Genomic DNA, 26071 nt, shown 5'->3' with positions numbered 1-26071 from the left:
GACACGAGGCATGTCTAGGAACATGTCGTTCGTTTGATACAGGGTTGATTTCCCCACCCCGTTACATCCTGCGAATAATATATATCGTTTCATCTAGAATCGGTTATCTTCGATAACTTTCTTTTGTTTTTGTTTTAGGATAAGATCGGTTGCCATGCGGAAAAAATCGGCTTCTTCAGGGTCTTTGGCCGATGAGATGATGTCAAAGGATTCGTCAAAATTGATTCTTTGACATTGCGTGTAGAGTTGATGTAGCGCTTCTTTGTTTGACATATAGACCTCTTTTGATAATATAGATTAAAAGTCGCCGAGCGGCGAACCGATGCGGGCGATATAGCCGAATTAGGTCATTTTTAATCGGATTCGTCACCGTTTAGAAAAATTTTTTCTTTAAGTATTGACAATGATGGTTCCTAGAACTATATTTGATAGTGAACAAATGTGTAGAAACGCGGGGAGGTGAAGATGAAGAAATGTAAGGATATTTATGCTTCCTCTATTTTATTTTCGGAAAAGACGACGTCGAACTTGACCGAGAGTGAATTTTTATGTATATTTTAAATAATAGAGTCTACATAAATGTTCAAACGTCTATGAACGATTGCGCTAAAATCATAGAAATGGCCGGTGAGAACAACGGCATGGTCACGGCATCGTCCGTCTCCAAGGCGGGGCTTCAGCGTCGCGCATTGGCAGAATGTGTGGCGGCCGGAAGGCTGAGCAAAGGTGCTCGGGGTGTCTATTTTTTGCCTGGGCAGCTCGAAGACGAATTTGCCATTTGGCAACATACCTACTCGCAAGGGATTTTTTCTGGAAGCACTGCCCTATATCTTCTGAAAAAAACGGACCGTATTCCGTATTCGCTTTATATGACTTTTCCCAAAGGTTACAACGTAAGCGCGGCCAAGCAAAACGGAATAAAATGCAAGATTGTTGTTGCCGAACGCTATGACCTAGGCGTACAAGACGTTCTTTCTCCTTATGGCAATGTGGTCCGTTGCTATAATATCGAGCGGACTCTTTGTGACATTGTCCGTGGAGATGACGTTCAATCAATGAACCATGCCTTCAAGGAATACGCTCGAAGTGATGCGAAAGATATTGCGTTACTCATGCACTATGCAAGGATTCTTCATGTAGAAAAGCGTGTTCGTAATTATATGGAGATTCTGCTGTGAGTTTTTCTAATGCCGCTAAACTAAAAGCCGCCATAAAGAAAATTGCTTGTGAATCTGGCGTAACTTTTTGACATCCTCGCTTGTTGGCGTTGCAAAAAGAACGACGATGGATATTGATGCGACGGCTACTGGGTTCAGCGTCGATCCGTCAACGCTAAAAGAGACTTTGTTGTCTATATGCTCAGTCGATTTGCAAGACGGATTTTCATTTTCGTTTGATAGAATCGAAAGCATTCGCGAAACGGATTCCTATCCCGGATTGCGGGCGTATATGATGGCTTCGTTTTCTCCGATGACGGTTCCTTTTTATGTTGATGTTACGACAGGGGATGCGATTACGCCTAAGCCAGTCCTTCAGTTATTTTGGTCAATGTTTGATGATGGAGATTACGAACTGTTGTCGTATAATCTGGAAACGTTACTGGCAGAAAAGTTGGACGCCGTGCTTTCTAGAGGTGTTTTAAACACTCGCTCAAGAGATTTTTATGATATTGATTTGTTGTGGAATAGGTATAAAAAGAATATTGATAAGAATGTTCTTGAAAGTGCATTGCGCAATACGATGGCTAGTCGCAATAATTTGAAGTTGCTTGATAGATTTGAGGAAATTGTGGAAGAGATAAAATCCGATGAGAGTATGAAGCAGCGTTGGGGGAACTACCAAAGGGAATATGTCTTTACGGCAGGAAGAACTTTTTCTGAGGTGTGCAGAAGTGCTTTGAAAAATTGAGTCTAACAACGGATTGTTTAAACAATTCTTGGGGGACATCTTGAGAGTCATCTTGAGGGACAGGTCGCCAAATAGTCTGCCCTTCGGGATGCTGTCCACCACTAATATTTCGGGTTCCGGACATGGCCGAGCGATGAGGGTTTCTGCAACTCGATCGCGGTCATCTTGTTGAGTAATATAGATTAAAAGGGGCTGCCGGGAGGGCCGTGCGAAAAAAAAACGCATAACTATCACAAAAAGCGTTTTTATCACTATTTTTTATGATAATCATTCTTTTTGTGATGATTATTATATATATTTCTAACCATGTGGAACGAAATGTCGACACCCTCCATTTTGAGGGAAATGGGAGCAAGGCTCAAGGAATACCGTCTGCGCAAAGGGCTCATGCAGTCCGAACTGGCGGAGTCCGCCAGCGTAGGCGTAGGAACAATCGCCAAGATGGAACGCGGGGGTGCCGTATCCGTACAAATCCTGTTAAGCGTGTTGCGTTCCCTAGGAATGCTCGAGAACATAGAACAACTTCTGCCGGAGCCCCCCGTAAGCCCCCTCTTGTTGCGCAAGTTACAAGGCGGCAAGATTCGGCGTATCAAACGGAGTAAGGCCAAATGAGTGAACTTGTCGTAAATGTACACTTGTGGGGTAAGCCTGTCGGAGCGTTATCGTGGGATGCTTCGCGGGGTATTGCCTATTTTGAATATGAGCCCAATTTTGTCCGCAATCCGTTGCCGGTGTCCCCGATAAAGATGCCTGTGACGAAGGGCGTTTTCTCTTTTGCCGAGAACAGGAACAACTGCTTTCGCGGCCTCCCTGGCTTCATTGCGGATTCGCTTCCGGATAAGTTCGGCGACCAGATTATCTCGGAATGGTTCCAGACTATGGGTCACCCGCTAGAGACGGTGACTCCGCTGGAACGCCTGTGCTATGTCGGCAAGCGTTCCATGGGCGCACTGGAGTTTGAGCCCTGTTTGTCTACGCCGGGGCTTGACGAATCTACGGAAATTCTTGTGGATGATCTCGTGAAACTGGCCGAGAGTGTTTTCCGGGATCGTGAAAAATTTCGGGAAAAGCTTGTCCAACAGGACAAGACATTGTACGATATTTTGCGAGTTGGAACTTCTGCTGGTGGCGCAAAACCAAAAGCGATAATTGCCTATAACGAATCTACGGGTGAGGTGCGCAGTGGCCAAGTTACTGCGCCAAAAGGGTTTGGATATTGGCTGCTCAAGTTCGACGGCGTAAGTTACAGCGAACACGACAGCATTACTGAAATTCCCCGCGGAATAGGCAACGTTGAATACGCCTACTATAAGATGGCTTTACGAGCCGGAATCCGCATGAGCGAGAGTCGCATTCTTGAAGATAGCAGTGGTTGCCACTTTATGACCAAGCGTTTTGACCGCACGGATGATGGTTCCAAGCTGCATATGCAGACGCTTGCCGCCTTGACCCACCTGGACCGTGACGCCCGCCATTCCTATGAGGATGCCTTTGCCGCTATGCGCAAGCTCGGGCTCGATGCCAAGGCCGACGAGGACGTGTTTCGCTGTATGGTTTTTAATGTTTTGGCAAAGAACAATGACGACCACACCAAGAACATATCTTTCTTGATGGACCAATATGGAACCTGGAAATTGGCACCCGCATACGACCTGTGCTACGCTAATAATCCGAGGAGCCGCTGGATAAATCGTCATCAGATGTCCGTGAACATGAAACAGGAAAATATTACGCGCGACGACCTCAAGGCTGTGGCTGAACGCATTGGAATCCGCAAGTATGCGGGAATCATAGACCAAGTCGAAAACGCGGTCGCTTGTTGGAACGAGATTGCGAAGGACTGTGGTGTTCGCGAGAACCATCGCGAAGAGATTGCGCGGGAATTGCTTACACCGTATCCATGAACGTTCTCTGTATCTTGTTGAACACGACAACGCCGAGCGCAAGGATGAAGACGGCGAAGCCTGCGGTGTAGCCGAGGGCTGCCCAGCTGAATTCGCCCACCCCGAGCATGCCGAACTTGAACGTTTCCATGATGCTGGTGAGCGGGTTTGCCTGCATGAGCATTTTGAGGCGCGGGTTCTCGATGGTACTGAGCGGGTAGATTACGGGCGTTGCGTACATCCAAAGCTGCACGATAAAGCTCAGTAAAAACGTGAGGTCGCGGTACTTGGTGGTGAGGCTGCTGAACAGCACGCCGAATCCGAGGGCGAGCGCAGCGATGAGCAGTATGAGCACCGGCGTGAGCAGTGCGTATAAATTAGGATGCACAGGCGCGTCCGTAAAAATCAGGTAGTACGCAAATACCAGGAAAAATAGCCCCATCTGGATGCTGAGTCGCACGAGGTTGCTCGTGACGGTGGCGAGCGGCACCACGAGCCTCGGGAAGTACACCTTGCCGAACATGTTCGCGTTTTCGATGAAGGTTTTGCTCGTCTGGTTCAGGCATTCCGAAAAATAGGTCCACAGGCAAATGCCTGCGAGGTAAAAGAGCGGTTGCGGCAATCCGTCTGTCGATATTTTTGCGATGCCGCCGAACACGACCATGAACATGATGGTGGTCATGATGGGTTGAATGAAAAACCACAGCGGGCCGAGGATAGTTTGTTTGTACCACGTGACGATATCGCGCTTGACGAACATACGATACAAATCGCGGTACTGCCAAATTTCGCCGAAGTCAACCGAGAGCAGGCTCGATTTCGGCTTGATGACTGTGGTCCATTCAGTTGTCTGTGCCGCGGCCATTTGCTACCCTTAGAACGTCCGCTCGCGCACCACGTATTGCGGCGATTGGTTGATGCTGATGTAGATGCGGCCCACGTATTCGCCGATAAGCCCGAGCAATAGCATGATCATGCCACCCACAAACAGCAGCGTGGCGAGCATGCTTGTGTAGCCTACGGGAATTTCGGGATTGAGGAATTTCTGGTAAACGACGTAGAGGCCTGCGACAAAGCCGACGAGGGCGCAGATAACGCCGATAAAGGTAGCGGCACGCAGCGGCTTGACGGAGAATGCGGTAAAGCCGTTAATCCATAGCCCGATTAGGCCTGCGATGGTGTAGCCCGATTCGCCTTCGATGCGGCGGCGGTGCTGGACTTCGACGTTGCCCAGGTTCTTGGTGGCGCGGAACACGAGCCCGCTTATGTAAGCGAAGGGGTGGGGGTAGCGCACGATTTCATCGACGATGAACTTGCGCATAATAAAGAAGCTGGTGGTGCGAAGCGTCTTGGGCTGGCCGATAATCGCTTCGGCCATTTTCTTGTTGACCCACGTGCCAAAGCGGCGGAAGAGGTGCTGTGCGGAGTGCTCGTAGTAGCCGTAAACAACGTCGTAGCCTTCTTCTAGTTTGTCTACAAGCTTGAAACTTTCGCTGGCGGGGGTCTGACCGTCGTCATCGAGGCTGATGATGTAGTCGCCGGTGGCCTGCCCGTAGCCTGCCATAAGGGCACTGTGTTGCCCGAAGTTTTTCGCAAGGCAAATTCCCTTGATGTGGTTGTCGTTTGCGGCGAGGCGCTTGATGACTTGCCACACGCCGTCGGGGCTGCAGTCGTTCACCAGCACGATTTCGTAGTCGGTGCCGGAGCGTGTCGCGACGGTATCGCGGATTTCTTGCACCACGGTCTCGATGGTGTTTTCGCTGCGGTAACAGGGAATTACGAATGAGAGTTTCATCTAAAACCTCTGCTGGACGGATTCCCACTTGTTACTTTGTGCGGACTTCGCGGCGGCCTGCATCATGGCGAGGCCTTCGAGCGAGGTCTTGATGCCGCAAACGTACTGGCTTGTAAAGCTTCCGGTTTCAAAGTATTGCTTGAGACAGTCGGCGATGTCCTTGTAGTAGTTTGCGAAGGCTTCGATAAAGCCCGCGGGGTGCCCCGCCTTGAAGCGGTTGTAGCGCTGCTGGTTCGCAATTTTCACATCGCCGGTGCGGTCGCGCAGGCTCACGTTGCCCCGCAGGTCGCACGTCTTGAGTGTCTCGGGTTCCAGCTGGAACCATTCGGCGCTACCTTCGCTGCCGTACACGCGGATGCGCAGCCCGTTGCGGTTGCCGAGCGCCGTCTTGCTGAACCAGATTTGCGCGCGCACGTTGTTCGTGTATTGCACGAGCGCACCCACGTTGTCCACAATCTGCGGGAAGAGCCCGAAGGTGGTCTGGTCGGCCACGATGTGTTCGGGCCGTTCGCCGGTCAGGAAATAAATCATGTTGTGCAGGTGGCTCCCGAGGTCGAGCGAAATCTTCGGAATCACGGTATCCTTGAGGCGCCAGGCCTGTGGCTTGGGCGGCTCGTTATGGGAGCCCAAGCGCATGAAGCCTTCTTGCGGCATTTCTACCTGCACCTGCTGGATTTTGCCGAGCTTGCCGTCGGCGATAAACTGCTTGAGTTCGCGCACCATCGGGTAGCCGGTGTAGTTGTACGTGGTGCAGAAGAACCCTTTTGTATCGGCGACGGCCTTCGCGATGGCTTCGCCTTCTGCAACGCTCGTGGCGAGCGACTTTTCGCAAATCACGGGGAACCCTGCGTTCAGCGCGTCGATCACGATATCCTTGTGCAGGTCGGTCGGCGCGAGCACCACCACTGCGTCGAGTTTGCCCTTTTCGGCCTGCAGCAGGTCGCGGTAGTTGCCGTAGGTGCGGTCGGCGGCGACGCCCCAGGTGCGGGCGGTCTCGCTGTTCGTTTCGGTGTGGGTGCTGAATGCGCCCGCTACGAGCTCAAAGTGCCCGTCCATCTGGCTTGCCGCCTTGTGGACTTCGCCGATGGCCGAGTTGATACCGCCGCCGATAAACGCAATCTGGTAAGGTTCCTTTTTCATCATCTTGAATATAGGATATTTACTCAGTGCGGGGGCCTGAATGCTCTAAAAATCAGTATTTTGAGTTGGAATAAAGGCCTATTCTAGTACGATTTTTGCCAAATCCGTCATACGGGCGGTCTTGCTTGCCATTTCTTCGAGGGTGTCGAATTTGAAGAATACGATCCCCGCCTTGTATGTTAGTTTGTCTGCAACAACATCGCCGGGCTTGTACCACAGGAATTTTTCGACGATGTTGCTTTGAATTTCAGGTGAAAAGGTGACGTCGCGAACAATGCCCTGGCACCGTTTATCGCTGGCAGGGGATGCGTCGCCGTCAGTAAGTATGTCGCCGGCCTGACGGTCAGCCATAATGCAGTGGCGGAGCCAGAAACCTTGCGTGGGTACGTCTGCGATGCCGGAAATGTCCTCGCCGGTTTCGGCCAGCACGATGAATTTCGGGTAGTCTATTCCCGTCGCGTACTTCACAAACTTGATGTACAAATCTCCGGGTGGGCGCCTGCAGATTTCGATAATGACGGGCGTGCCGTCAGGTTTCTCGATGTATTGGATATGCAGAATGCCATCGACCAGGTGGAGTTCACGCGCAATGCGTTCGCTGTAGTCGCGGAGTTTCGCAAGAGTCTCGCTGCCCGATGTGCTCGGCGAGTTGGCCCCGCTTACTAGGTACTTGTTGATGTAGTACTGCTCGTTGTCTGCGAATGCGAATGCGACCTTGCCTTTCACCAGCATGGCGGAAAAACCGTGGTTCGTACCCTGCACGAATTCCTCGACCACGATGTGGTCTTGCCGTGTGCGGCTGCAGGCATCTTTGTAGGCCTCTCGTGCCTCTTCAAGGTTGGCTGCGCGGTGGATTCCCTTGCCGCCGGTGAGGTCAACCGGCTTGACGATGATGGGGAAGGTGAGGCTCGCGATGGCTGCGTCGAAGTTGGCGCAGTTTAGACCAGCGTCGTTCTCCGAATTCGCGACGGCGACTGTAAGTGCCCGCGGGGTCGGAATGCCGAGTCGCGTGGCAAGGGCGCGGTACTTGTCCTTGTGGTGAATTTCGAGGCTTGTTGCGTAACTGTCGTGCCCTGGCAAACCGAGCTTCTCGCAAACATACACTGTTGAAAGCAGCGCGAAGTCGTTGCACCCGGAGCAAACCGCCTGCACGCCCTCGGCGCGCGCCAGTTCTAACATGGCGTCCTTGTCGCTATAATTCGCAAACACAGTCTTGTCGGCGTAGGGGTGACCGAGGCCGTCGCGGTTGTTGCCCGTGGTTATCACGTACCAGCCCAGCGCCTGCGCGGCCTGGATTAGCGGGATTTCGGCGTGGCTGCCCCCGAGGAGCAGCATTTTCTTTTTGAAACTCATGGTATGGACAATATATCTTTTTTATGCCCGAAAAATATATATTTTCTGCATCATGAAGATCCCCTTCAACAAGCCACCCTTCGTGGGGCTAGAACTTGACTACGTGAAGCAGGCCGTCGAGAGCGGCCGTATTTGCGGTGACGGTACCTACAACCTGCTGTGCCACGAGTGGCTCGAAAAGCACACCGGCACGGCGAAGGCGCTCCTTACCACGAGCTGCACGCATGCGCTTGAGATGTCGGCCAGGCTCTGCGACATCGGGCCCGGCGACGAGGTGATTATGCCCTCGTTCACGTTTGTCTCTACTGCCGACGCGTTTGTTTCGCAGGGGGCCAAGTGCGTGTTCGTGGACATCCGCCCCGACACGATGAACCTGGACGAGAACCTGGTCGAGGCGGCTATTACCGAGAAGACGAAGGCGATTGTGCCGGTGCACTACGCGGGCGTGGCCTGCGAGATGGACAAGATAAACGAGATTGCGAAACGCCATAATTTGTTTGTGGTGGAAGATGCCGCGCAGGGTATGATGGCCACCTACAAGGGCAAGGCGCTCGGGACGCTCGGGGATTTCGGCTGCTACAGCTACCACGAGACCAAGAACTACAGCATGGGCGAGGGCGGCGCATTGCTGATAAACGACAAGAAGTTCTGCGACCGCGCCGAGATTATCCGCGAGAAGGGTACAAACCGCTGCCAGTTCCACAGGGGCGAAGTCGACAAGTATACCTGGGTGGAACTCGGGTCGAGTTACCTGCCGAGCGAGCTCAATGCCGCATACCTCTATGCGGAACTGGAATGCGCCGACGAGATTTACGACAACCGCATGGCGAGCTGGAATATGTACCGCGAACTGCTTGCGCCGTTTGCCGCGAAGGGCCTGTTCGAACTGCCGTACATTCCGGAGCACTGCGTACACAACGCGCACATGTTCTACCTGAAGGTGGAAGATTTGCAGACGCGGACGGCGCTCCTCAAGCACCTGGTGTACAACGGTATTCTAGCGGTATTCCACTACGTGCCGCTGCACAGTTCACCTGCGGGCCAGCGCTACGGCCGTTTTGCCGGCGAAGACAGGTTCACCACCCGCGAGAGCAACCGCCTGCTGCGCTTGCCCATGTTCTATGGTCTAAAAACCGAAGACATTGAATTTGTCTGCAAGAAGGTTGCCGAATTTTTCGGCGTTCAATTATAGGACTCTGTTTGTTGTAATCGCAAACAGTGAAATTACTATTACAACACGGTTCTGCCTTCACCGCGGCCAAACTTGCTTGGACATAAAGGGGCTGCCGGGAGGGCTGTTCAAAAAATTGTCGCGAACCTATTGACAATGATGCCCTGAGAAATTATATTTAGTGCACAAGTGAGTAGACGATACTCGCGAAAAAAAATTGAAGACCCGCAATTTCAAGCCTGTTTGCGGGGAGGAGTGAATGATGAATGAAAAAGAGGCGTTGCTTGTCAAGAAGCCTAGAATTCCCCTTATAAGACCTGCTCAAGTCGCGGATGTAACATCATTCGCGGGGCAAAAAAGATTGAATTAAACTTGACAGGGATTTGTAAATTATGTATATTATAAATATAGAGATGAAGGTGCGGTTTGATACGGAGAAAGCTCTCGTGGTCAAGCAGAAGCATAACATCGATATGGAATCAGTAAGGCAAGAAATCCTTGCGGGCCGGTTTATCACTAGGATGGTTAATAACCAAACAGAACATAAGGGTCAAAGGATGTTTCTTGTTCTTGTTGATGGGTATGTTCATTGCGTTCCGTTTATTGAGGAAAACGATGGAACATATTTTCTCAAAACAGCTTTCAAAAGCCGTTTGTATCAGAGGAGGTTAGAAAATGGCGAACTCGAAATTTATAGATGAGCCGATTGATGACGAAGAACGCGCTTTGATGGAAGCGGTGGAAAATGACGAAACAGTTCCGCTTTCGCACGAGGAGGAAGAACGGATTCGGGCTGACATTATGTCTGCTTCGGCGAAGAACATTACCATCCGTATGCAGCTTGATGACCTAAATGGCATCAAGAAAATGGCGAAGGCCGCGGGCATGCCTTACCAGACGCTCATCAATTCCATCATCCACCGTTACGTGACGGGTGGTATCGTATTCAAGGTCGCGGTGTAGGTTAATCACCACTTGCTATCGATTTCTTTCAAAAATTTCTTGTCGTTTCCGTGAAAGCATGTTTCGTAAAAATCGGGTTCGTTTTTCTTTAGCCAGCGTACTTTTTCCTTCATTCCCTTTCGAATGTGCGAAATGTCAAGATGTGAATATTTCTCAACGGCGTGGGCGATATCTAGGATGTCGGGCCCGCAAAAACATGCGTCGTAATTGACATAGTCTATGAAACCAAATCGGTCTTCTTCAACCTTCAGTTTTTCTTTGTAAGAAATAAAGACGTAATCGTCCTTGAACAGATGGTTTAGCTTCGCCATTTTGTATTGGATATCGACAACGCCCGATGTCTTGAGGAAACCCGTCATATACCAAAGCGTGCGACTATGAATTTTTATGTAGTCTTCGGGCAGGTCCTCTGCTACGATTTTTGTCGGATAGCGTCCGTGTGAGTACAGGAATTTATTCTCGGTGTCCAGGATTTCCCGAAATCCTTTCCCGAATTTGCCATATGTGTAGATGAATGAATTGATGCGCGGCTTCCTTCCCATAATTTGCTCCTTTGCTTTTTTTGCACTAGCAAGAATAAATCTATACTCGGCGTAATCCTGCTGTCAAGGGCCTGAACTGCGAGTGTGAAATTTAAAAAAATAATGTACCTATTGCATTTATTAAAATTTTAATGTATATTGTAGGTGTAGTAAAATAATGAGGTTGGCATGCACATTCTTTTTGAAGATAAGAAACTGAAAAAATGCGCTACGGACAAGACGTACGCGTTGAAAACGCTTGGGCAACGGCGTGCACAACGCTATGTTGACCGTTTGGCTCAAATTAGTGATGCTGCAAATTTTGAATCTTTGCGGGGGTTGCCGGGGCATTATCACGATTTGGTTGGCAATCGTGCTGGCCAATGGGCTTGCGACTTGGATCAGCCGTACCGGTTGATTTTTAAAAGTACGAACGAGGGGCCGATTGCGCAAATTGTGTGGGCGAACGAACGAATTGCAAAAATGCTAGAAATTGTAGATTATCACGGATAGGTGGCAGTATGAACGGAAATAAGATTGAATTGTGGCATGTGCCTTCGCCGGGAAGCGAATTGGCGGAAAAACTCGAAGAAATGGGCCTCGATGCCAACGATTTGGCGGCCCGCATGGGCTATACGCCCAAGGCGGTAAATGACATTTTGCAGGGCAATAGTCGCATAACGCCGGATGTGGCGATAATGCTGGAAGTGATTACGGAAATTCCGGCAGATTATTGGCTGCGTCGTCAGATGTCGCACGACGAATTTCTCTCTCGCGAACGAGTGAAGGCTTCGCTTTCGGACCAGCCTCTCTGGAGAAAGTCTTTTCCCGAAGAACTTGGCGTGCGCGACTGGGTGCGGCGCGGTAAAAACGAGGCTGACGACAAATCGGGCCTTTCGCTCCTCAAGTTCTTCGCGGTGGCGTCTCCGCAGGCGTGGGACAGTTACTACAAGGATGCCCGCCTGAAGGTCGCCTTCCGCATTTCGCTCGCCGATGTCAAGGACCCGTATGCCATGTCGGCATGGATTCGTCGGGGCGAAATCCTTTCGGACCAGGACCCGATGGAAAAGCTGGGGCAGCCCGCGGTCCGCAAGAACCTGAAGGCGGCGCTCCCCGAAATCATCGCGTTTGCGGCGGCCAACAAGGTTCGCCCGAAGAGCAAGAAGCGCATTACCTACTGGACGCCCGAGGCGGAAGTGGTTGACGACTGCATGACTGGCCTGCAGGCGCTGTGCCGCAAAATCGGTATCCGCGTGCTGTTCGTACAGAACTTCAAGAGTTCGCCGGTTCACGGGATGTACCGCTGGTACAAGGACGTTCCCCTAATCCAACTGCACGACCGCTTCGAGAAGCGCGCGACGATGTGGTTCACGTTCTTCCATGAGCTGGCGCACGTGCTTTACCACGGCAAGAAGGGAATTTGTCTGCAGAACATCGAAATCACGCACAACTATCCCGAAAAAGAGGACGAGGCGAACGCCTTCGCGCAGAAGTGCATGGTGGATGCGGGCTTTAAGGTGTAAAAAAGATCCCCACCGTGGTGGCCACGCGCACTAAGCACTAAAGTGCTAAGTGCTGTCCGCCCGCCTGCGCGGGGATGACGAGAAAGGGCTACAAAGACCCTCGCCCGCGCGAGGGTGACGAGGGAGAAAACAAAGATCCCCGGTCAAGCCGGGGATGACGAGAAAGGGCTACAAAGATCCTCGCCTGCGCGAGGATGACAATTAGCCGAGTTTCGCGCGGATCCAGTTGTTGGCGTTCGCGATGGCACCGGCAATCTTGTCGACTTCCTTGGTGCCGGCCTGAGCGCGGTCCGGGCGTCCACCGCCGCGGCCACCGCAAGCAGCGGCAAGGTCCTTGACGAGGTCACCGGCCTTGATGCCCTTGGCCTGAACGTTCTTGCCGACCATCACGGCGATGCTTCCGTTGCCTTCGCCCTTGTTCGCAATCACGGCGACGCTGTCGGTGTCGAGCTTGTTCTGAACGCCGTCCAGCAAGTCCTTGTACTTGTCTTCGGGCATGTTGAGTTCGCGTACAAACAGGTTCACGCCCATCACGTTGATGCCGCCGTTCAGGAGTTCGGCAGCAGCGAGCGTCGCAAGTTCCAGCTTCACGGACTGCAGGCTCTTTTCCAAGTTCTGTGTCTTGGCGAAGCTCTGCTGAATGCGGTCGAGAACTTCGGCGTCCTTGCAGCGAAGCTGTTCGCGGAGAGCCGTGAGAATCTGCGTACCGGCGCGGAGCAGCGAGAGAGCGCCACGGCCAGAGACGGCTTCGATACGGCGCACGCCAGCGGACACGCTGGATTCGCTAATAATCTTCACGAGGCCGATGTTACCGGTGTTCTGCACGTGCAAGCCACCGCAGAGTTCCTTGGAGAATTCATCGCCCGCGCAGCCCATCTTCACGACGCGGACTTCATCGCCATACTTTTCGCCGAACAATGCCATGGCACCGCTGGCCTTAGCTTCGTCCACGCCCATCACCTGGGTGTTGACCGGCAGGCATTCCATGACCTTCGCGTTCACGATGTCTTCCACCTTCTGGATTTCTTCGGCGGTCATCGCGTTGAAGTGGCTGAAGTCGAAGCGGAGGAGTTCGTTCGAAACGAAGCTACCCTGCTGCTGCACATGAGTGCCGAGCACCTGGCGGAGCGCGGCCTGCAGCAAGTGGGTGGCGGAGTGGTTCTTGCGGATGTCGTTACGGCGGTCGTTATCGACGGTGGCCATGAACACGGCACCCATCGTCGTTTCGTTGGCCGTACCCTTCTTCACCTTGCCGCGGCAGAGGGCGGTGTCGTTCACCTTCACGGTGTCGAACACGTCAATTTCCAAATCGGCAGAAACCAGCGTTCCCTTGTCGCCGACCTGGCCACCCATTTCGGCGTAGAACGGAGAGGTTTCGAGTACGATGGAGAGGACGCCCTTGTCTTCACGCCAGCGCACAACCTTCGTTTCGCAAGCGGAAAGTTCGTAGCCCACGAACTTGGTGCTTTCTTCGCTGTACTGCGTCCAGCCTTCGGTACCCATCGTGTTGATGCCCTGCTTCATGTTGGCGCGGGCGCGGGCCTTCTGTTCTTCCATGCACTTGTTGTAGCCTTCTTCGTCGATCGTAAGGCCCTTTTCTTCGGCGAGGATGCCGGTGAGGTCCGGCGGGAATCCGTAGGTATCGTAAAGGAGGAACACCTTGTCGCCCGGCACGGTTTTTGCGTCGCCGAGTTCAGCCACGATGCCGGCGAAGCGTTCGAGGCCGGCGTCCAGCGTACGGATAAAGCTTTCTTCTTCGCTCTTGATCACGGAAGCAACAAATTCCTTGCGTTCGCGGATTTCCGGGAAGGCGTCGCCCATCGTGTCGGCGAGCACCTGCACGAGCTGGCAAATGAACGGCTTCTTCTGGCCGAGCAAGCGGGCAAAGCGGCTAGCGCGGCGCAGAATGCGGCGGAGCACGTAGCCACGACCTTCGTTGCTCGGGAGAGCGCCGTCGGCAATAGCAAACGAAATAGCGCGGATATGGTCGGCAATCACGCGGTGCGGGGTGCCGGCTTCGCCATCGTTATACGGAACGCCACTGAGTTCAGCAATCTTAGCGATAATCGGGGTGAACACGTCGGTGTCGTAGTTGCTGGTCTTGCCCTGGAGAATAGCGCAGATACGTTCGAAGCCCATACCGGTATCGACGTTCTTTGACTTCAGCGGAATCAAGCTTCCGTCGCTCACGCGTTCGTACTGCATGAACACGTTGTTCCAGATTTCGATGTAGCGGTCGTTTTCGCCGTTCACGCCCTTGATGGGGTCCTTGAACGTTTCGGCCTGGGTAGCGAGGTCGCCGCGGTCGTAATGGATTTCGGAGCAAGGGCCGCACGGACCGGTGTCGCCCATTTCCCAGAAGTTAGAGTGGGCGTCAAAACGCATGATGCGGTCATCCGGAAGGCCGGACACGTCCTTCCAAATCTGCCAGGCTTCGTCATCGTCCTGATAGACGGTTGCGAACAGGCGTTCCTTCGGGAGTTTCCACACTTCGGTCAAAAGTTCCCAAGCCCAGGCAATGGCTTCTTTCTTGTAGTAGTCGCCGAAGCTCCAGTTACCCAGCATCTCGAAGAAGGTGTGGTGGTAGTTGTCGCGGCCCACCACGTCGAGGTCGTTGTGCTTGCCCGAAACACGGAGGCACTTCTGGCTGTTGCATACGCGCTTCCAGCCCTTCGGATTGTCGCCCAGGAAGATTGCCTTGAACTGGTTCATGCCCGCGTTCGTGAACATGAGCGTCGGGTCGTCATGCGGAACCACCGGCGAAGAACGCACAAAGAGGTGGCCCTTGGATTCAAAGAACTTGATGAAAGATTCGCGCACCTGCGCAGAAGTCATTGTAGGCATAATGTGTCCCTTTTATTTTTCGGGGGTAAATTTAGAAAAAGATCCTCGCCTTCGCGAGGATGACATTCTCAAAATCCTCGTGGATACACTTGCCGTGCGTTGCACGGCTTCGGTATGACGCAAAAAAGATCCTCGCCTACGCGAGGATGACATTCTCAAAATCCTCGTGGATACACTTGCCGTGCGTTGCACGGCTTCGGTATGACGCAAAAAAAGATCCTCGCCTACGCGAGGATGACGAGAAAGTCGCGAGGATGACGTTTGCAAAAGAACCCCCGGACAAGCCCGGGAGTCCCATTAGGAGGAGCGAATTTTGTTAAAAGCTACAGTTCGTAGTCGAGGCGGAGTTTGGCGTAGCCGTTTTCCACGCGGATGTTCAGGTCGCGGTACATCACGCGCTCCATTTCCCAGTTGCCTTCGGACCAGCGGCTGTAATCAAGAGCGTCGCCTTCGAAGTCATCTTGCCAGGAGAGGGTGAAGCCCTTGGTATCCGCATTGTAGGCGTACACACGCACGTAGTCGATATGCTGCTCGATGGGGAGATTTTCCGGAGCCCACTTGCCGGTCCAGCTAGCGGTCTTGGAGGCCCACAGGTTGAAGCGGAGGGACTGCTGTTCCGTAAGGAACTTCACCTGGTCCGCATCGGCGTGGCTGCCCACAAGTTCACCTACCGAGACACGGCGGACTTCTACGCTGTCGATTTCCCAGGCAACGTAATCCGGAGTCCAGACGATTGCATACAAATGAAATTCATTCGTTGCGTCGAAACCGAATTCGTGAATCTGTTCCGATGCCGTCAGGCCCGAAATGGAGGGGTCGGCCTCACGCGTAAGGATATTGGACTGCCAGGAGGTCGGATCCTTGCCGAGAATCTCGATATCAATCTCGTTCCACGGCTCGTCGCCCTTTTTCCAGGAGAGGTCGTAGTTGAGGAACATGGAGCTCACGGAACCGCTTGTAGCGGCCATCTTCATGCGGGCTTCGAAACGCCCGTACAGGAACTGTTCCTTGCCGGTAAGTTCCGCACCGTAGAACGTGTATTTCTTGGTCGGGTCGTACGGTCCATCGACTGCGGGCGGAATCGGGTCGATGCCGCCGGCCGACGGAGTTGCCGATGAAGAGAGAGGAACATCGGGCAAAACCGAGGAAGACGACAGTTCCGGCAGGAGCATGTCGGAAGAAGATGTCGGGTCAATGACCGCCATGTCCGAAGAGGAACCCAGGTCTGTCGGGAGCGCGTCGGAAGAGAGCGCCGGATCGGGATTCACCGGGGCGGTGGAGGAGGAGTCGTCGGAGCAGGCGACAAACGCGGCAGCGACAACCAGGGGCAAGATGAATTTCGTTTTCATGGGAACCTCGCGGTTTCAAGTTCTTCTGTTCGTAAAGGTATCTTATTTTCACGGGGCGCGCACGCGTAGACGCTAAAGTTCTGTAAAAAGTGTATCAACTGTATTTAAAACGCCCGCGCCACCAGAATTCTTTTCCCGTCGCACGCGTTATTTCATTGACTCTCAACAGATTGCAAAATATTTGATTTTTCCTGTTGCTCTTTGATAATTTATTATGTATATTTGTAATAATTACAATGTAGTACAAACATCGATAGGCGCCGATTTTTCGGGGATTGACCCCACCGCTTTTTTGGTAGATTTGGACTCATAAATAGTTTGTTATCGCTTTTTTGAATAAGGATAAAAGAAGGTAAAAGATGATAGTGAAAGAAGAATGGGACGGACTCGTCGGCCAGCGCTGGAAAGAAGAAGTCAACGTCCGCATGTTCATCCAGAAGAACTACAAGCCCTACGACGGGGACAAGTCGTTCCTCGTGGGCCCGACCGCCGCGACCACCAAGCTCTGGAACGAGGTCCAGGAACTGCAGAAGCAGGAAATCGCGAAGGGCGGCGTGCTCGACATGGATACCGACGTGGTATCTACGCTCACGAGCCACCCCGCCGGCTACATCGGCGAAGGCACGAAGGATTTGGAAAAGATCGTGGGCCTCCAGACGGACAAGCCCCTGAAGCGCGCGTTCATGCCGTTCGGCGGCATCAAGATGGCCGAGGAATCCTGCAAGAACTACGGCTACACCCCGAGCGCAGAACTGCACCATATTTTCACGGATTACCACAAGACGCACAACCAGGGCGTGTTCGACGCGTACACCCCGGCAATGCGCGCAGCCCGCAAGGCCCACATCATCACGGGCCTCCCCGACACCTACGGCCGCGGTCGAATCGTGGGCGACTACCGCCGCGTGGCCCTCTACGGTATTGACTACCTCATCGAGAAGAAGATGGCCGACAAGGCCCTTACCGACGAGACCGACATGTCCGAAGAAGTCGTGCGCCAGCGCGAGGAACTCGCCGAGCAGATCAAGGCGCTCCAGGGCATGAAGGAAATGGCGAAGATTTACGGCTACGACATTTCGAAACCCGCAAGGAACGCACGCGAGGCCGTGCAGTGGCTGTACTTCGGCTACCTCGCCGCCATCAAGACGCAGAACGGTGCGGCAATGAGCGTGGGCCGCGTATCCACGTTCCTCGACATCTACATCAACCGCGACATGGAGAAGGGAATCCTCACCGAAGAGGAAGCCCAGGAACTCGTGGACCACTTCGTGATGAAGCTCCGCATGGTCAAGTTCGCGCGCATCACGAGCTACAACGAACTGTTCAGCGGCGACCCGGTGTGGGCGACGCTCGAAGTTGCGGGCCTCGGCCAGGACGGCCGCCACATGGTCACCAAGACGGACTACCGCTTCTTGCACACGCTCGTGAACATGGGCCCCTCGCCCGAACCGAACCTCACCGTGCTCTACAGCCCGCGCCTGCCCGAGAACTTCAAGAAGTTCGCCGCGGAAATCTCCGTGAAGACAAGCGCCATCCAGTATGAGAACGACGACACGATGCGCCCCATCTGGGGTGACGACTACAGCATCTGCTGCTGTGTTTCTGCAACGCAGACCGGCAAGGAGATGCAGTTCTTCGGTGCACGTGCGAACCTCGCGAAGGCGCTCCTGTACGCCATCAACGGCGGTAAGGACGAGGCGATTTGCAAGGGCCAGCAGATTGGCCCCGAGTACCCGCCCATCACAAGCGAATACCTCGACTACGACGAGCTGGTGCACAAGTTCGACCTGTACCTCGACTGGCTTGCACGCCTGTACGTGAACACGCTGAACCTTATCCACTACATGCACGACAAGTACTACTACGAGGCCGCCGAGATGGCGCTCATCGATACCGACGTGCGCCGTACGTTCGCGACCGGCATCGCAGGCTTCAGCCACGTGGTCGACAGCCTCTGCGCCGTGAAGTATGCGAAGGTGAAGGTCATCCGCGACAAGGAAACCGGCCTTGCGCAGGACTTCCAGATTGAAGGCGACTTCCCGCGTTACGGAAACGATGACGACCGCGCCGACGACATTGCCGTGTGGCTCCTGAAGACGTTCATGGCGAAGATCAAGCACAACCCGACCTACCGCCACTCCGAACCGACGACCAGTATTCTCACGATTACGAGCAACGTTGTCTATGGCAAGGCGACGGGAACGCTCCCCGATGGGCGCAAGGCGGGTGAACCGCTTTCTCCGGGCGCAAACCCGAGCTACGGTGCCGAAAAGCACGGCCTCCTGGCTTCGCTCAATTCCGCAGCAAAGATCCCGTACGACTACGCACTCGATGGCATCAGCATCACGCAGACCATCAACCCGGCGGCCCTCGGGCATGACGACGCGGAACGTACCGAAAAGCTCATGCAGGTGTTGGACGGGTACTTCAGTACCGGAAGCCACCACCTGAACGTGAACGTGTTCGGCGTCGAGAAACTGAAGGATGCGATGGAACACCCGGAGAAGGAAGAATACCAGAACTTCACTATCCGCGTGTCCGGCTATGCGGTGCGCTTCATCAAGCTTACGCGTGAACAGCAGCTCGACGTGATTGCCCGCCAGGCGCATGGCGTATTATAAGACCGCTCGCGCTAAACCCGGGTATTAAATTACTCCGGATTGCGCACGCTCTCGCCTGCAACGACTCGTTAAGACGAGTCGTCTCCGGCTCACGGAGTGCTGTAATCGTTTATCACCTTTATCAAGAAGCCCCCGCAAGGGGGCTTTTTCAATCTTATTGACGGTTTCCTTTCAAGTCGACCGTATCAATTATCACGTCTCGTTTTATCAAAGTATCGGCAGAATATATCCGCTTCAGTTTAATCTTGTACAGGGTATCATTTACTGTCAAATCGTAAACGGGTATTTCAGAGCCCTTTACAACCGCGGAATCACTGCATTTTTTATTTGAGGGCACAGACTTACCGACAAGCAGGCTTTTGCAATTCCCCATGGGTTTGGTATAACTAATCTTTATCTTGATGCAATCTACGGTCGTATCCTTCGAAAACAAAATCATGGACGCATCATCATAAAAACAGCCCATCGAAAACGAGCAGCATAAGACGAGTATGGCGATTATTCTATTTGTCATGAATTATTCATCATTCAGAAGGTCGTAAGAAGATGCTTCTTGCATCCATGGACAAATACTTCTTTCGCAAAGAAATTGTACATGTTGTCATCCCCTCTGATTTCTTCATTGCCCGGGAAATATTCAAACCTTTCTTTTAATGAAGCATGCTTATTGCTTTTCCCCTTCCACATGAACAAGGAAATTCTTGGTCCATTTTTTGACGGCTTTTCTCGCGTCACAATCCTCACATTATTTTCAATGTTATTCAGCCTTTCCATCTGTTCCGGGGACAGGCTCTCGTACACACCGCAAACGCTCGACCAGACCTTGTTTACTTCTTTGTTTTTAGAATACATAAAATATCCTTCATTCACCGGGTACATATAAATCACAAGATCATCGTCTAAAGAAAATGTGTCGTCAAAATGACTAAAGTAATGGTTCAGGAATAACCCAAAAGCCGAATAGGACTTCTCGTCATCCAAGCACTGCTTGCATTGACTTGTCATCACGCTGTCAATGGGAGGCGGGCAAGAACCGTCTTCACGATTTTCGCAGCCAAGGAAAATAAAAAGCAAAAGACAGATAAGTAATCTACCGAGCATTTTGCACATCCCAGTTAAGTTCTTGAGTATGCAAGAGCGATTCTAGATTTCCACGAGGATTCCTGCGTGGAGGTATACGAAGCCGTGCCCGTCATGGTGCAGGTACTGGTAGCCCGCCGTAAGGAGTATCGAAGAGTAGTCCCCGTTCTTGATATCGAGGCCGCCACCCGCACGCCAGAACATCTGGTGGCGTTCGCCAATCATGTAGCCAAAATCGCCGATAGCGACCGGGAGCACCTGCCGCCCGATGGGAAGGCGCACCCACAGGCAGGCAGAAAGCGGAACGTAGCCGACGTTGTCAAGTTCTTCGTAACCGCCGCCCACGCCCACAAAGGTCATCTTGTCGATAGGGAACCACCAGTGGCCATAGAAACTCATGTTGAACTTGGAGAGTTCGCTCACGTGGTTCGTGATACCGCCCTGCACGTCCATTGTGAAGGCGTTCGCCGGAATGACCGCGAATGCGACGGCCAACAAGGCCGCTTTAAAAAATGCCAACTTCACTTTAAAAACTTTCTCGCACAATTTTACACCTCACATTACACACTTCACATTTAAAACTACTCATCGCTGCGCGCTTCGCGGGCCCAGCCACCGCTCTTTTCACGCCTGAACGAGAGGAAGAATCCCTTGAGCAGGGCAAGGTTCATCGACATAAAGTAATATGCACTCGGCACCGCCTTCGTCACGCAAACAAGGAAGGCGAGCACAAGGAGCCCGAACGACACCTGGTAAACACGGCCAAAAGGCAGAAGAAGCGCATTCAGGATAAACAGCAGTATTATGAGGTGCGGGGAGAACCAGCGCAGAATCTTGTGCGAGAAAAAGAGGTACGCAAGCAGCGGGCGGAACGGATTCAGCAGCGGCAGGTAAGACCACAGGTAGTTGAAGTTCGCGCGCCCGATACGTACCTTGCGCCGGAACTCGCCGCTCGATTCCTTCGATGTCTGTTCCGTGCCGATGGCGCTTGCGACAAACGTGCAGAAGTACCCTTTCTGGAGAATCTTCGTGGTAATGAAGAAGTCGTCCATGACGCTCTTCTTTACGGGCAGTTCCGTGTAGAGGCTACGCCGGATGGCATAGAGAGCGCCGTTGCCGCCGATAAGCCTGTCGAGGATTCCCTCGAACTTCTTGATTTCGGATTCCAAATCCCAGTACGAACTTTCGCCCTGGCCGAGCATGCTCCCGCTCTTGTCCGAAAGAATCAGGTGGCCGCAGACGCACCCGATTTTGCGGTCCTCGAAGGGGGCAACAAGCTTGCGTACCACGTTCGGGAAGAACATCGTGTTCGCGTCGCAGAACACGAGAATCTCGCCCTTCGCAATCTTCTGCAGGCGATTGAGCATCGCCGCCTTGCCCGCGTTCTTCGGGGCCTTCACGAGGGTGATTCCCTTGTCGGCGTATCGCGCGATAATTTCTGCGGTGCGGTCCGCAGAACCGTCGTCACCTATCAGGACTTCGAGTTTCTCTTTCGGGTAGTCGATTTCCAGGATGTTCTGGATTTTGCGCTCGATGACGCCTTCCTCGTTGAAGGCCGATATCAGGAGCGAAACCGTAGGCAGATCAAAATTTTCAATGATATCGCGGCGGCGGCGCTTGAAGAGTTCGCTCACGAACGGGAGCGTCACCGGGAAAATCACGTAGCAGAGCGCAAGCAGAAAAAACAGCCCCCAGAAGGCGACGCGCAAATAGAATACTACTTCTTCACTCATTGTTTTATCCACTCCTCTTCCTTTACAAGGAACTTGAAAAGAAGAGACTGCATTTCTTCGGGGCTCATGGAGTCCGTCACCGTCAATATAGTAAGACCTTTCGGCGCCACGAGCACGAAGGCGGGCAAAGCGCTCAATTCCCACGTGTCGAAGTAGCAACGCTGTACCGTCTTGCGCTCCCCGTCACACGAAATCGTGTCTTGCGACTCGGCATTGAGCTTTACGGCATAGAACTTGCTGTTCAGTAGCGAGGCTACCGTCGGATCGCTGTACACGTTCGCCTCCATGATGCGGCAGGGCACGCACCAGTCCGCATACAGGTCGACAAAGATGAGCTTCGGGTTCTGTTTCGCCTTCGCGAGTGCTGCCGCGTAGTCCATCCAGTGGACTTTTGACTTCTTCTTCGGGACTGCCGCATACGCGGGCGATAAACCGGCAGGTACGCAGAACGCCAACAGGAACAAGACCGCGGCAAAGGCCGGCGCAAAACGGGAAACGCGCATCACTTTTTCTCCCCCTTCTTCTTCGGATCCTTGACCGGCTTCGGGATGCCCAGCAGCGAATCGATGCGCTCGGTAACCGCACGCTCGAACGGGAGCCACATGGCGTCGTCGTTCAGGACGGCGTCGCATGCCTGCGTAAACGTTTCGGTGGTGTAGCCGTACTTCTTGAGCGTCGCCTGGCGGGCAAGCCTTGCCGCAGGCGCTTCCGCACCGTAGTTCTGCTCGATTATGCGCACTTCGACAAACGCCTCCACCAGGCGCATGTCGGGCTTGATATCTTCCTTGCTGCACGCGGCAAGCAGGAACGCGGCGAGCACGGCAAAAGCAAAACGAAACGCGGTCGCCCGCGCCTCATTCGCCGTATCTTGCGTGAATCTCGCCATCGCCGGAACCCTTGGACGTTAAGGCTGCTCTTCCAGCGCGTTCTCGAAAAGGCCTTCCACGTATTCGGCCTTGCTGAAAGGCACCAGCTGGTCGATGCGTTCGCCCATGCCAATCCAGCGGATGGGAATCTGGAGCGAACTTGCGATGCTGAGAACCGCACCTCCACGTGCAGTCCCGTCGAGCTTGGTGACCACGAGTCCCGTCAGGGGGAAACTCTGGTTGAAAATCTTCGTCTGGTTGATGGTGTTCTGGCCGGTATTGCCGTCAATCACGAGCCACATGTCGTGCGGGAAATCCGGGTTCACCTTCTTCATCACGCGGACTATCTTCTTGAGTTCTTCCATCAGGTAGTCCTTGTTGTGCAGGCGGCCGGCGGTATCAATCAGCACCACGTCGCACCCGCGGGCGACGGCGGCCTGGCACGCGTCGAACGCGACTGCCGCAGGGTCACTCCCTTCCTGGTGCTTCACGAATTCTGCACCGCTACGCTGCGCCCATGTTTCCAGCTGTTCGATGGCCGCGGCGCGGAACGTGTCGCAGGCCGCAATCATCACCTTCTTGCCTTCATTAATCCAGCGTGCGGCGAGCTTGCCAATCGTAGTCGTCTTGCCGGCGCCGTTCACGCCTATCACGAGAACCACGTGCGGCTTGCCCTTGAGTTCGAACGGCGGCGGGTCCTTCAATAAGCGTTCCGCCTCGCTCCGCATGATGTCGAGCACCTGCTCGGTCGTGAGCGACTTGCCCAGCGCCTGTTCGCGGAGAGCATCCGTCAAGAGGAATGCGGCCTCTACGCCAACATCGGCCTTGATCAGGTGTTCCTCGAGTTCCTCGAGCGTGTCGTCGGTAATCTTGCCCGCGCCGACAATGCCCTTGAGTTCGCCCATGAGGGCGTCGCGCGTCTTTGCAAGACCGCTCTTGATGGCAGAAAACAGGCCCATTTTCCAGAATCCTTTAACGCGCCGTTAGACGAGGCTCTCGACCTTGTCGACCAGGCCGTAGGCCTTGGCCTCTTCGGCACTCATGAAGTTGTCGCGTTCGGTGTCGCGGTCGATTTCCTCGATCGTGTGGCCCGAGGTCTCGGCAAGGATTTTGCCCGTGATGCCGCGGATGCGGAGCATTTCTTCGGCCTGGATCTGGATGTCGCTTGCGGGAGCCACAATCTCGCCGTGGATGAGCGGCTGGTGAATCATGATGCGGGCGTTCGGCCATGCGACGCGCTTGCCTTTTGCTCCGGCGGTGAGGAGCACGGCGCCCATGGATGCCGCCTGGCCGCAGCAGACCGTCACGACGTCGCTCTGGATGGCGTTCATGCAGTCGTAGATGGCAAGGCCGCTAGAAATCACGCCACCCGGGCTGTTGATGAAGAACACGATGTCTTCGTGGTTCAGGGAATCCAGGTACAGGAGCTGCTTCACGATGCGTTCGGCGCTCTCGTCATCGACACCGCCCCACAGGAAGATACGGCGCTTGGAAGCGAGGAATTCTTCCGCCTTCTTCATCATTTCCGGAGTCTGGTTTTCTTTCTTTTCGTTGCAATCGGCCATAGTATATCCTTTTGTTCGGGTACAATTTAGAAATTTCATTTTATTATCGTCCTGGACCCGTGAATTGTAAAGCCTGAATGGGGTTATTTGGCCATTTTTTTTATATTCCCTCCCATGCTCTCCCGCACGTATGCTGCTATAGACCTCAAGTCGTTCTTTGCCTCGGTGGAATGTATCCTCCGGGGCATTGACCCGTTGAAGGCGAAACTCGTGGTGGCCGACGAGAGCCGCACCGAGAAGACGATTTGCCTTGCGGTGACGCCTGCGCTAAAGGCCTACGGGATACCCGGGCGCGCGCGGCTCTTCGAGGTGAACCAGAAGGTGCGCGAGGTGGAGCGCCGTACGGGCGAAAAGATAGAGTTCATTATCGCGAAGCCGCAGATGGCAAAATATGTGGAGTACTCCACGAAGGTCTACAACGTATATCTCAAGTATGTGAGCGCAGAAGACATTCACGCGTATTCCATTGACGAGTGCTTTCTGGATTTGACGCGCTACCTTAAGTTGTACAAGATGACGGCGCGCGAACTGGTGAAGACGATTATCCAGGACGTGTTCAACACGACGGGAATTACCGCTACGGGCGGGATAGGCACGAACCTTTACCTGTGCAAGATCGCGATGGATATCATGGCGAAGCACGTGGAAGCAGATAGTGACGGTGTGCGAATCGCGGAACTTGACGAGATGAGCTACCGGAAAAATCTCTGGTCGCATCGCCCGATTACGAGCTTTTGGCAGGTGGGTCGTGGCATAGCGGCGAGGCTAGAGAACTGCTACCTGAACGGCGGGCGGGGCATCCGCACGATGGGCGACATTGCCCGCGTGAGTGTCAAGAATCCCGAGGCGCTCTACAAGATGCTCGGCGTGAATGCGGAAATCCTGATAGACCATGCCTGGGGTTACGAACCGTGCACCATCGCAGATATCCGGAAGGCGAAACCTCGCAGCCGCAGTACGGGCGAGGGGCAGGTTCTACAGGACCCGTACCCGTTCGACAAGGCGCGTATCGTGGTGCGCGAGATGGTGGATACCGTCTCGATGGCGCTGGTGGAACATGAACTTGTATGTAACGGGCTCGTGCTTACGGTGGGTTATGACCGCGAGAACGTGGACAAGGGAACCTACCACGGCGAGACGGTGCAGGATTTTTATGGAAGGACGGTGCCGAAGCCTGCGCACGGTACGGCGAATATCGGGTACTACACGAGTTCGCAGACGGTGATGGCCGACGCTGTGATGAAGCTTTTCGACCGCATCGTGAATCCGGAACTTACGGTGCGCCGCCTGAACCTGGTCGCGACGGACATCGTGGACGAAAAGAACCGCGGGTTCGACCTGTTTACCGACGTGCAGAAGCAGGAACGCGAAAAGAAGCGTCTGAAGGCGGAACTGCTTATAAAGAAGCGCTTCGGCAAGAACGCCATCGTGAAGGGCATGGACCTGCAGGAGGGCGCGACGACCATAGAACGCAACGGACAGATAGGAGGACACAGGGCATAATTGATGATTGATGATTATAAAGACATAATTGATTTGCCGTACCCGAGGGACGACTGGAACTTCCTCATGAAGCACCCGCGCATGAGCATGGAGGCCCGTGCGAAGATTTTCCACCCGTTTGCAGCACTCCGCGGGCATGCGGAAGCGCTTGATGCCACAGCGGAACGCAAGGTGGATTCCGTTGAAAATGAGTTCGTGCTCGAGGACCCGGATATGGTGATGCCCGAGGAAGGCTCCGATTTTTTATAATTGC

At 53.6% G+C, this 26071-nt stretch carries 26 protein-coding genes; 11 read left to right on the top strand and 15 right to left on the bottom strand.

Going from position 1 to position 26071, the window contains the following annotated elements:
* Positions 1 to 93 precede the first annotated feature (93 nt).
* A complete protein-coding gene (locus tag BUB22_RS01425; RefSeq protein ID WP_073113589.1) occupies positions 94 to 273 on the bottom strand; it encodes a hypothetical protein in 180 nt (59 codons plus the stop codon).
* Positions 274 to 593: 320 nt separating this feature from the next.
* Here BUB22_RS01425 and BUB22_RS01420 point away from each other — a divergent pair, with 320 nt between their 5' ends.
* The 4 genes from BUB22_RS01420 to BUB22_RS01405 all read left to right on the top strand — a co-directional run bounded on the left by BUB22_RS01420 (position 594) and on the right by BUB22_RS01405 (position 3812).
* Positions 594 to 1178, top strand: a complete 585-nt coding sequence (locus BUB22_RS01420; protein WP_073113624.1) for a type IV toxin-antitoxin system AbiEi family antitoxin domain-containing protein — start codon at positions 594 to 596, stop codon at positions 1176 to 1178.
* A gap of 67 nt (positions 1179 to 1245) precedes the next feature.
* The gene (locus BUB22_RS01415; RefSeq protein WP_256374618.1) at positions 1246 to 1908 is read left to right on the top strand and encodes a nucleotidyl transferase AbiEii/AbiGii toxin family protein; all 663 of its coding nucleotides are present in this window, start codon (positions 1246 to 1248) and stop codon (positions 1906 to 1908) included.
* Positions 1909 to 2214: 306 nt separating this feature from the next.
* Positions 2215 to 2520, top strand: a complete 306-nt coding sequence (locus BUB22_RS01410) for a helix-turn-helix domain-containing protein (RefSeq protein ID WP_073113587.1) — start codon at positions 2215 to 2217, stop codon at positions 2518 to 2520.
* Positions 2517 to 3812 (top strand): type II toxin-antitoxin system HipA family toxin, encoded by a 1296-nt coding sequence (locus BUB22_RS01405; protein WP_073113586.1) that lies wholly within the window; start codon positions 2517 to 2519, stop codon positions 3810 to 3812. The genes BUB22_RS01410 and BUB22_RS01405 overlap by 4 nt, the downstream gene beginning before the upstream one ends.
* Here BUB22_RS01405 and BUB22_RS01400 read toward each other — a convergent pair.
* From BUB22_RS01400 to BUB22_RS01385, 4 genes are all read right to left on the bottom strand, one after another.
* A complete protein-coding gene (locus BUB22_RS01400) occupies positions 3796 to 4656 on the bottom strand; it encodes an ABC transporter permease (protein ID WP_073113585.1) in 861 nt (286 codons plus the stop codon). The genes BUB22_RS01405 and BUB22_RS01400 overlap by 17 nt on opposite strands.
* Before the next feature lie 9 nt (positions 4657 to 4665).
* On the bottom strand, positions 4666 to 5586 hold the full coding sequence (locus tag BUB22_RS01395; RefSeq protein ID WP_073113584.1) for a glycosyltransferase family 2 protein: 921 nt from the start codon (positions 5584 to 5586) through the stop codon (positions 4666 to 4668).
* Positions 5587 to 6726 carry a Gfo/Idh/MocA family protein gene (locus BUB22_RS01390; RefSeq protein WP_139258653.1) on the bottom strand — a complete coding sequence of 380 codons (1140 nt, stop codon included), beginning with the start codon at positions 6724 to 6726 and terminating at the stop codon, positions 5587 to 5589.
* A 78-nt stretch (positions 6727 to 6804) separates the two neighbouring features.
* Entirely contained in the window at positions 6805 to 8079 is a 1275-nt protein-coding gene (locus BUB22_RS01385; protein WP_073113582.1) for an ATP-grasp domain-containing protein, read from the bottom strand.
* 52 nt (positions 8080 to 8131) lie between these two features.
* Between BUB22_RS01385 and rffA the strand changes: the two genes are divergently transcribed.
* Together rffA and BUB22_RS01370 are read left to right on the top strand one after the other, a co-directional pair.
* Entirely contained in the window at positions 8132 to 9271 is a 1140-nt protein-coding gene (rffA, locus tag BUB22_RS01380) for a dTDP-4-amino-4,6-dideoxygalactose transaminase (RefSeq protein ID WP_073113581.1), read from the top strand.
* A 654-nt stretch (positions 9272 to 9925) separates the two neighbouring features.
* Complete coding sequence (locus tag BUB22_RS01370; protein ID WP_073113580.1) at positions 9926 to 10213, top strand: CopG family antitoxin; 288 nt, start codon at positions 9926 to 9928, stop codon at positions 10211 to 10213.
* 5 nt (positions 10214 to 10218) lie between these two features.
* Here BUB22_RS01370 and BUB22_RS01365 read toward each other — a convergent pair whose 3' ends face one another.
* Positions 10219 to 10755 (bottom strand): hypothetical protein, encoded by a 537-nt coding sequence (locus BUB22_RS01365; RefSeq protein ID WP_073113579.1) that lies wholly within the window; start codon positions 10753 to 10755, stop codon positions 10219 to 10221.
* A gap of 168 nt (positions 10756 to 10923) precedes the next feature.
* On the opposite strand from BUB22_RS01365, the gene BUB22_RS01360 reads away from it, so the two are divergent.
* Positions 10924 to 11247, top strand: a complete 324-nt coding sequence (locus BUB22_RS01360) for a type II toxin-antitoxin system RelE/ParE family toxin (protein ID WP_073113578.1) — start codon at positions 10924 to 10926, stop codon at positions 11245 to 11247.
* Between the two features lie 8 nt (positions 11248 to 11255).
* The gene (locus BUB22_RS01355) at positions 11256 to 12257 is read left to right on the top strand and encodes a HigA family addiction module antitoxin (protein ID WP_073113577.1); all 1002 of its coding nucleotides are present in this window, start codon (positions 11256 to 11258) and stop codon (positions 12255 to 12257) included.
* Positions 12258 to 12458: 201 nt separating this feature from the next.
* Here the strand turns inward: BUB22_RS01355 and alaS are convergent, their stop codons facing one another.
* Together alaS and BUB22_RS01340 are read right to left on the bottom strand one after the other, a co-directional pair.
* Positions 12459 to 15101: an alanine--tRNA ligase gene (gene alaS / locus BUB22_RS01350; RefSeq protein ID WP_083535319.1), complete on the bottom strand. Its 2643-nt coding sequence runs from the start codon at positions 15099 to 15101 to the stop codon at positions 12459 to 12461.
* A gap of 323 nt (positions 15102 to 15424) precedes the next feature.
* Positions 15425 to 16450: a family 16 glycosylhydrolase gene (locus BUB22_RS01340; RefSeq protein WP_073113574.1), complete on the bottom strand. Its 1026-nt coding sequence runs from the start codon at positions 16448 to 16450 to the stop codon at positions 15425 to 15427.
* A 359-nt stretch (positions 16451 to 16809) separates the two neighbouring features.
* Between BUB22_RS01340 and pflB the strand changes: the two genes are divergently transcribed.
* A complete protein-coding gene (pflB, locus tag BUB22_RS01335; protein ID WP_073113573.1) occupies positions 16810 to 19071 on the top strand; it encodes a formate C-acetyltransferase in 2262 nt (753 codons plus the stop codon).
* 528 nt (positions 19072 to 19599) lie between these two features.
* On the opposite strand, the gene BUB22_RS01325 is transcribed toward pflB, so the two are convergent.
* From BUB22_RS01325 to BUB22_RS01295, 7 genes are read right to left on the bottom strand one after another with little or no spacing between them, the layout of a single operon-like run.
* Positions 19600 to 20172, bottom strand: coding sequence for a hypothetical protein (locus tag BUB22_RS01325; protein ID WP_139258651.1), 573 nt, complete (start codon positions 20170 to 20172; stop codon positions 19600 to 19602).
* A 42-nt stretch (positions 20173 to 20214) separates the two neighbouring features.
* Positions 20215 to 20676 carry a hypothetical protein gene (locus tag BUB22_RS01320; protein ID WP_254794588.1) on the bottom strand — a complete coding sequence of 154 codons (462 nt, stop codon included), beginning with the start codon at positions 20674 to 20676 and terminating at the stop codon, positions 20215 to 20217.
* A gap of 56 nt (positions 20677 to 20732) precedes the next feature.
* Positions 20733 to 21884: a glycosyltransferase family 2 protein gene (locus BUB22_RS01315; RefSeq protein WP_073113570.1), complete on the bottom strand. Its 1152-nt coding sequence runs from the start codon at positions 21882 to 21884 to the stop codon at positions 20733 to 20735.
* On the bottom strand, positions 21881 to 22387 hold the full coding sequence (locus BUB22_RS01310) for a thioredoxin family protein (protein ID WP_073113569.1): 507 nt from the start codon (positions 22385 to 22387) through the stop codon (positions 21881 to 21883). Before BUB22_RS01310 ends, BUB22_RS01315 begins: the two co-directional genes overlap by 4 nt.
* Entirely contained in the window at positions 22387 to 22770 is a 384-nt protein-coding gene (locus tag BUB22_RS01305) for a hypothetical protein (protein ID WP_073113568.1), read from the bottom strand. The genes BUB22_RS01310 and BUB22_RS01305 overlap by 1 nt, the downstream gene beginning before the upstream one ends.
* An 18-nt stretch (positions 22771 to 22788) precedes the next feature.
* Positions 22789 to 23709 (bottom strand): signal recognition particle-docking protein FtsY, encoded by a 921-nt coding sequence (gene ftsY / locus BUB22_RS01300; RefSeq protein WP_072809324.1) that lies wholly within the window; start codon positions 23707 to 23709, stop codon positions 22789 to 22791.
* Between the two features lie 24 nt (positions 23710 to 23733).
* A complete protein-coding gene (locus tag BUB22_RS01295) occupies positions 23734 to 24315 on the bottom strand; it encodes an ATP-dependent Clp protease proteolytic subunit (protein ID WP_072809322.1) in 582 nt (193 codons plus the stop codon).
* A 114-nt stretch (positions 24316 to 24429) separates the two neighbouring features.
* On the opposite strand from BUB22_RS01295, the gene BUB22_RS01290 reads away from it, so the two are divergent.
* Both BUB22_RS01290 and BUB22_RS01285 read left to right on the top strand, forming a co-directional pair.
* A complete protein-coding gene (locus tag BUB22_RS01290; protein WP_073113621.1) occupies positions 24430 to 25818 on the top strand; it encodes a Y-family DNA polymerase in 1389 nt (462 codons plus the stop codon).
* A gap of 3 nt (positions 25819 to 25821) precedes the next feature.
* The gene (locus BUB22_RS01285; RefSeq protein ID WP_139258650.1) at positions 25822 to 26067 is read left to right on the top strand and encodes a hypothetical protein; all 246 of its coding nucleotides are present in this window, start codon (positions 25822 to 25824) and stop codon (positions 26065 to 26067) included.
* The last annotated feature ends 4 nt before the right edge of the window (positions 26068 to 26071 follow it).

This window comes from Fibrobacter sp. UWCM (assembly GCF_900129735.1).
Classification (GTDB): Bacteria; Fibrobacterota; Fibrobacteria; order Fibrobacterales; family Fibrobacteraceae; genus Fibrobacter.
This window is presented reverse-complemented; position numbering and strand designations above follow the sequence as displayed.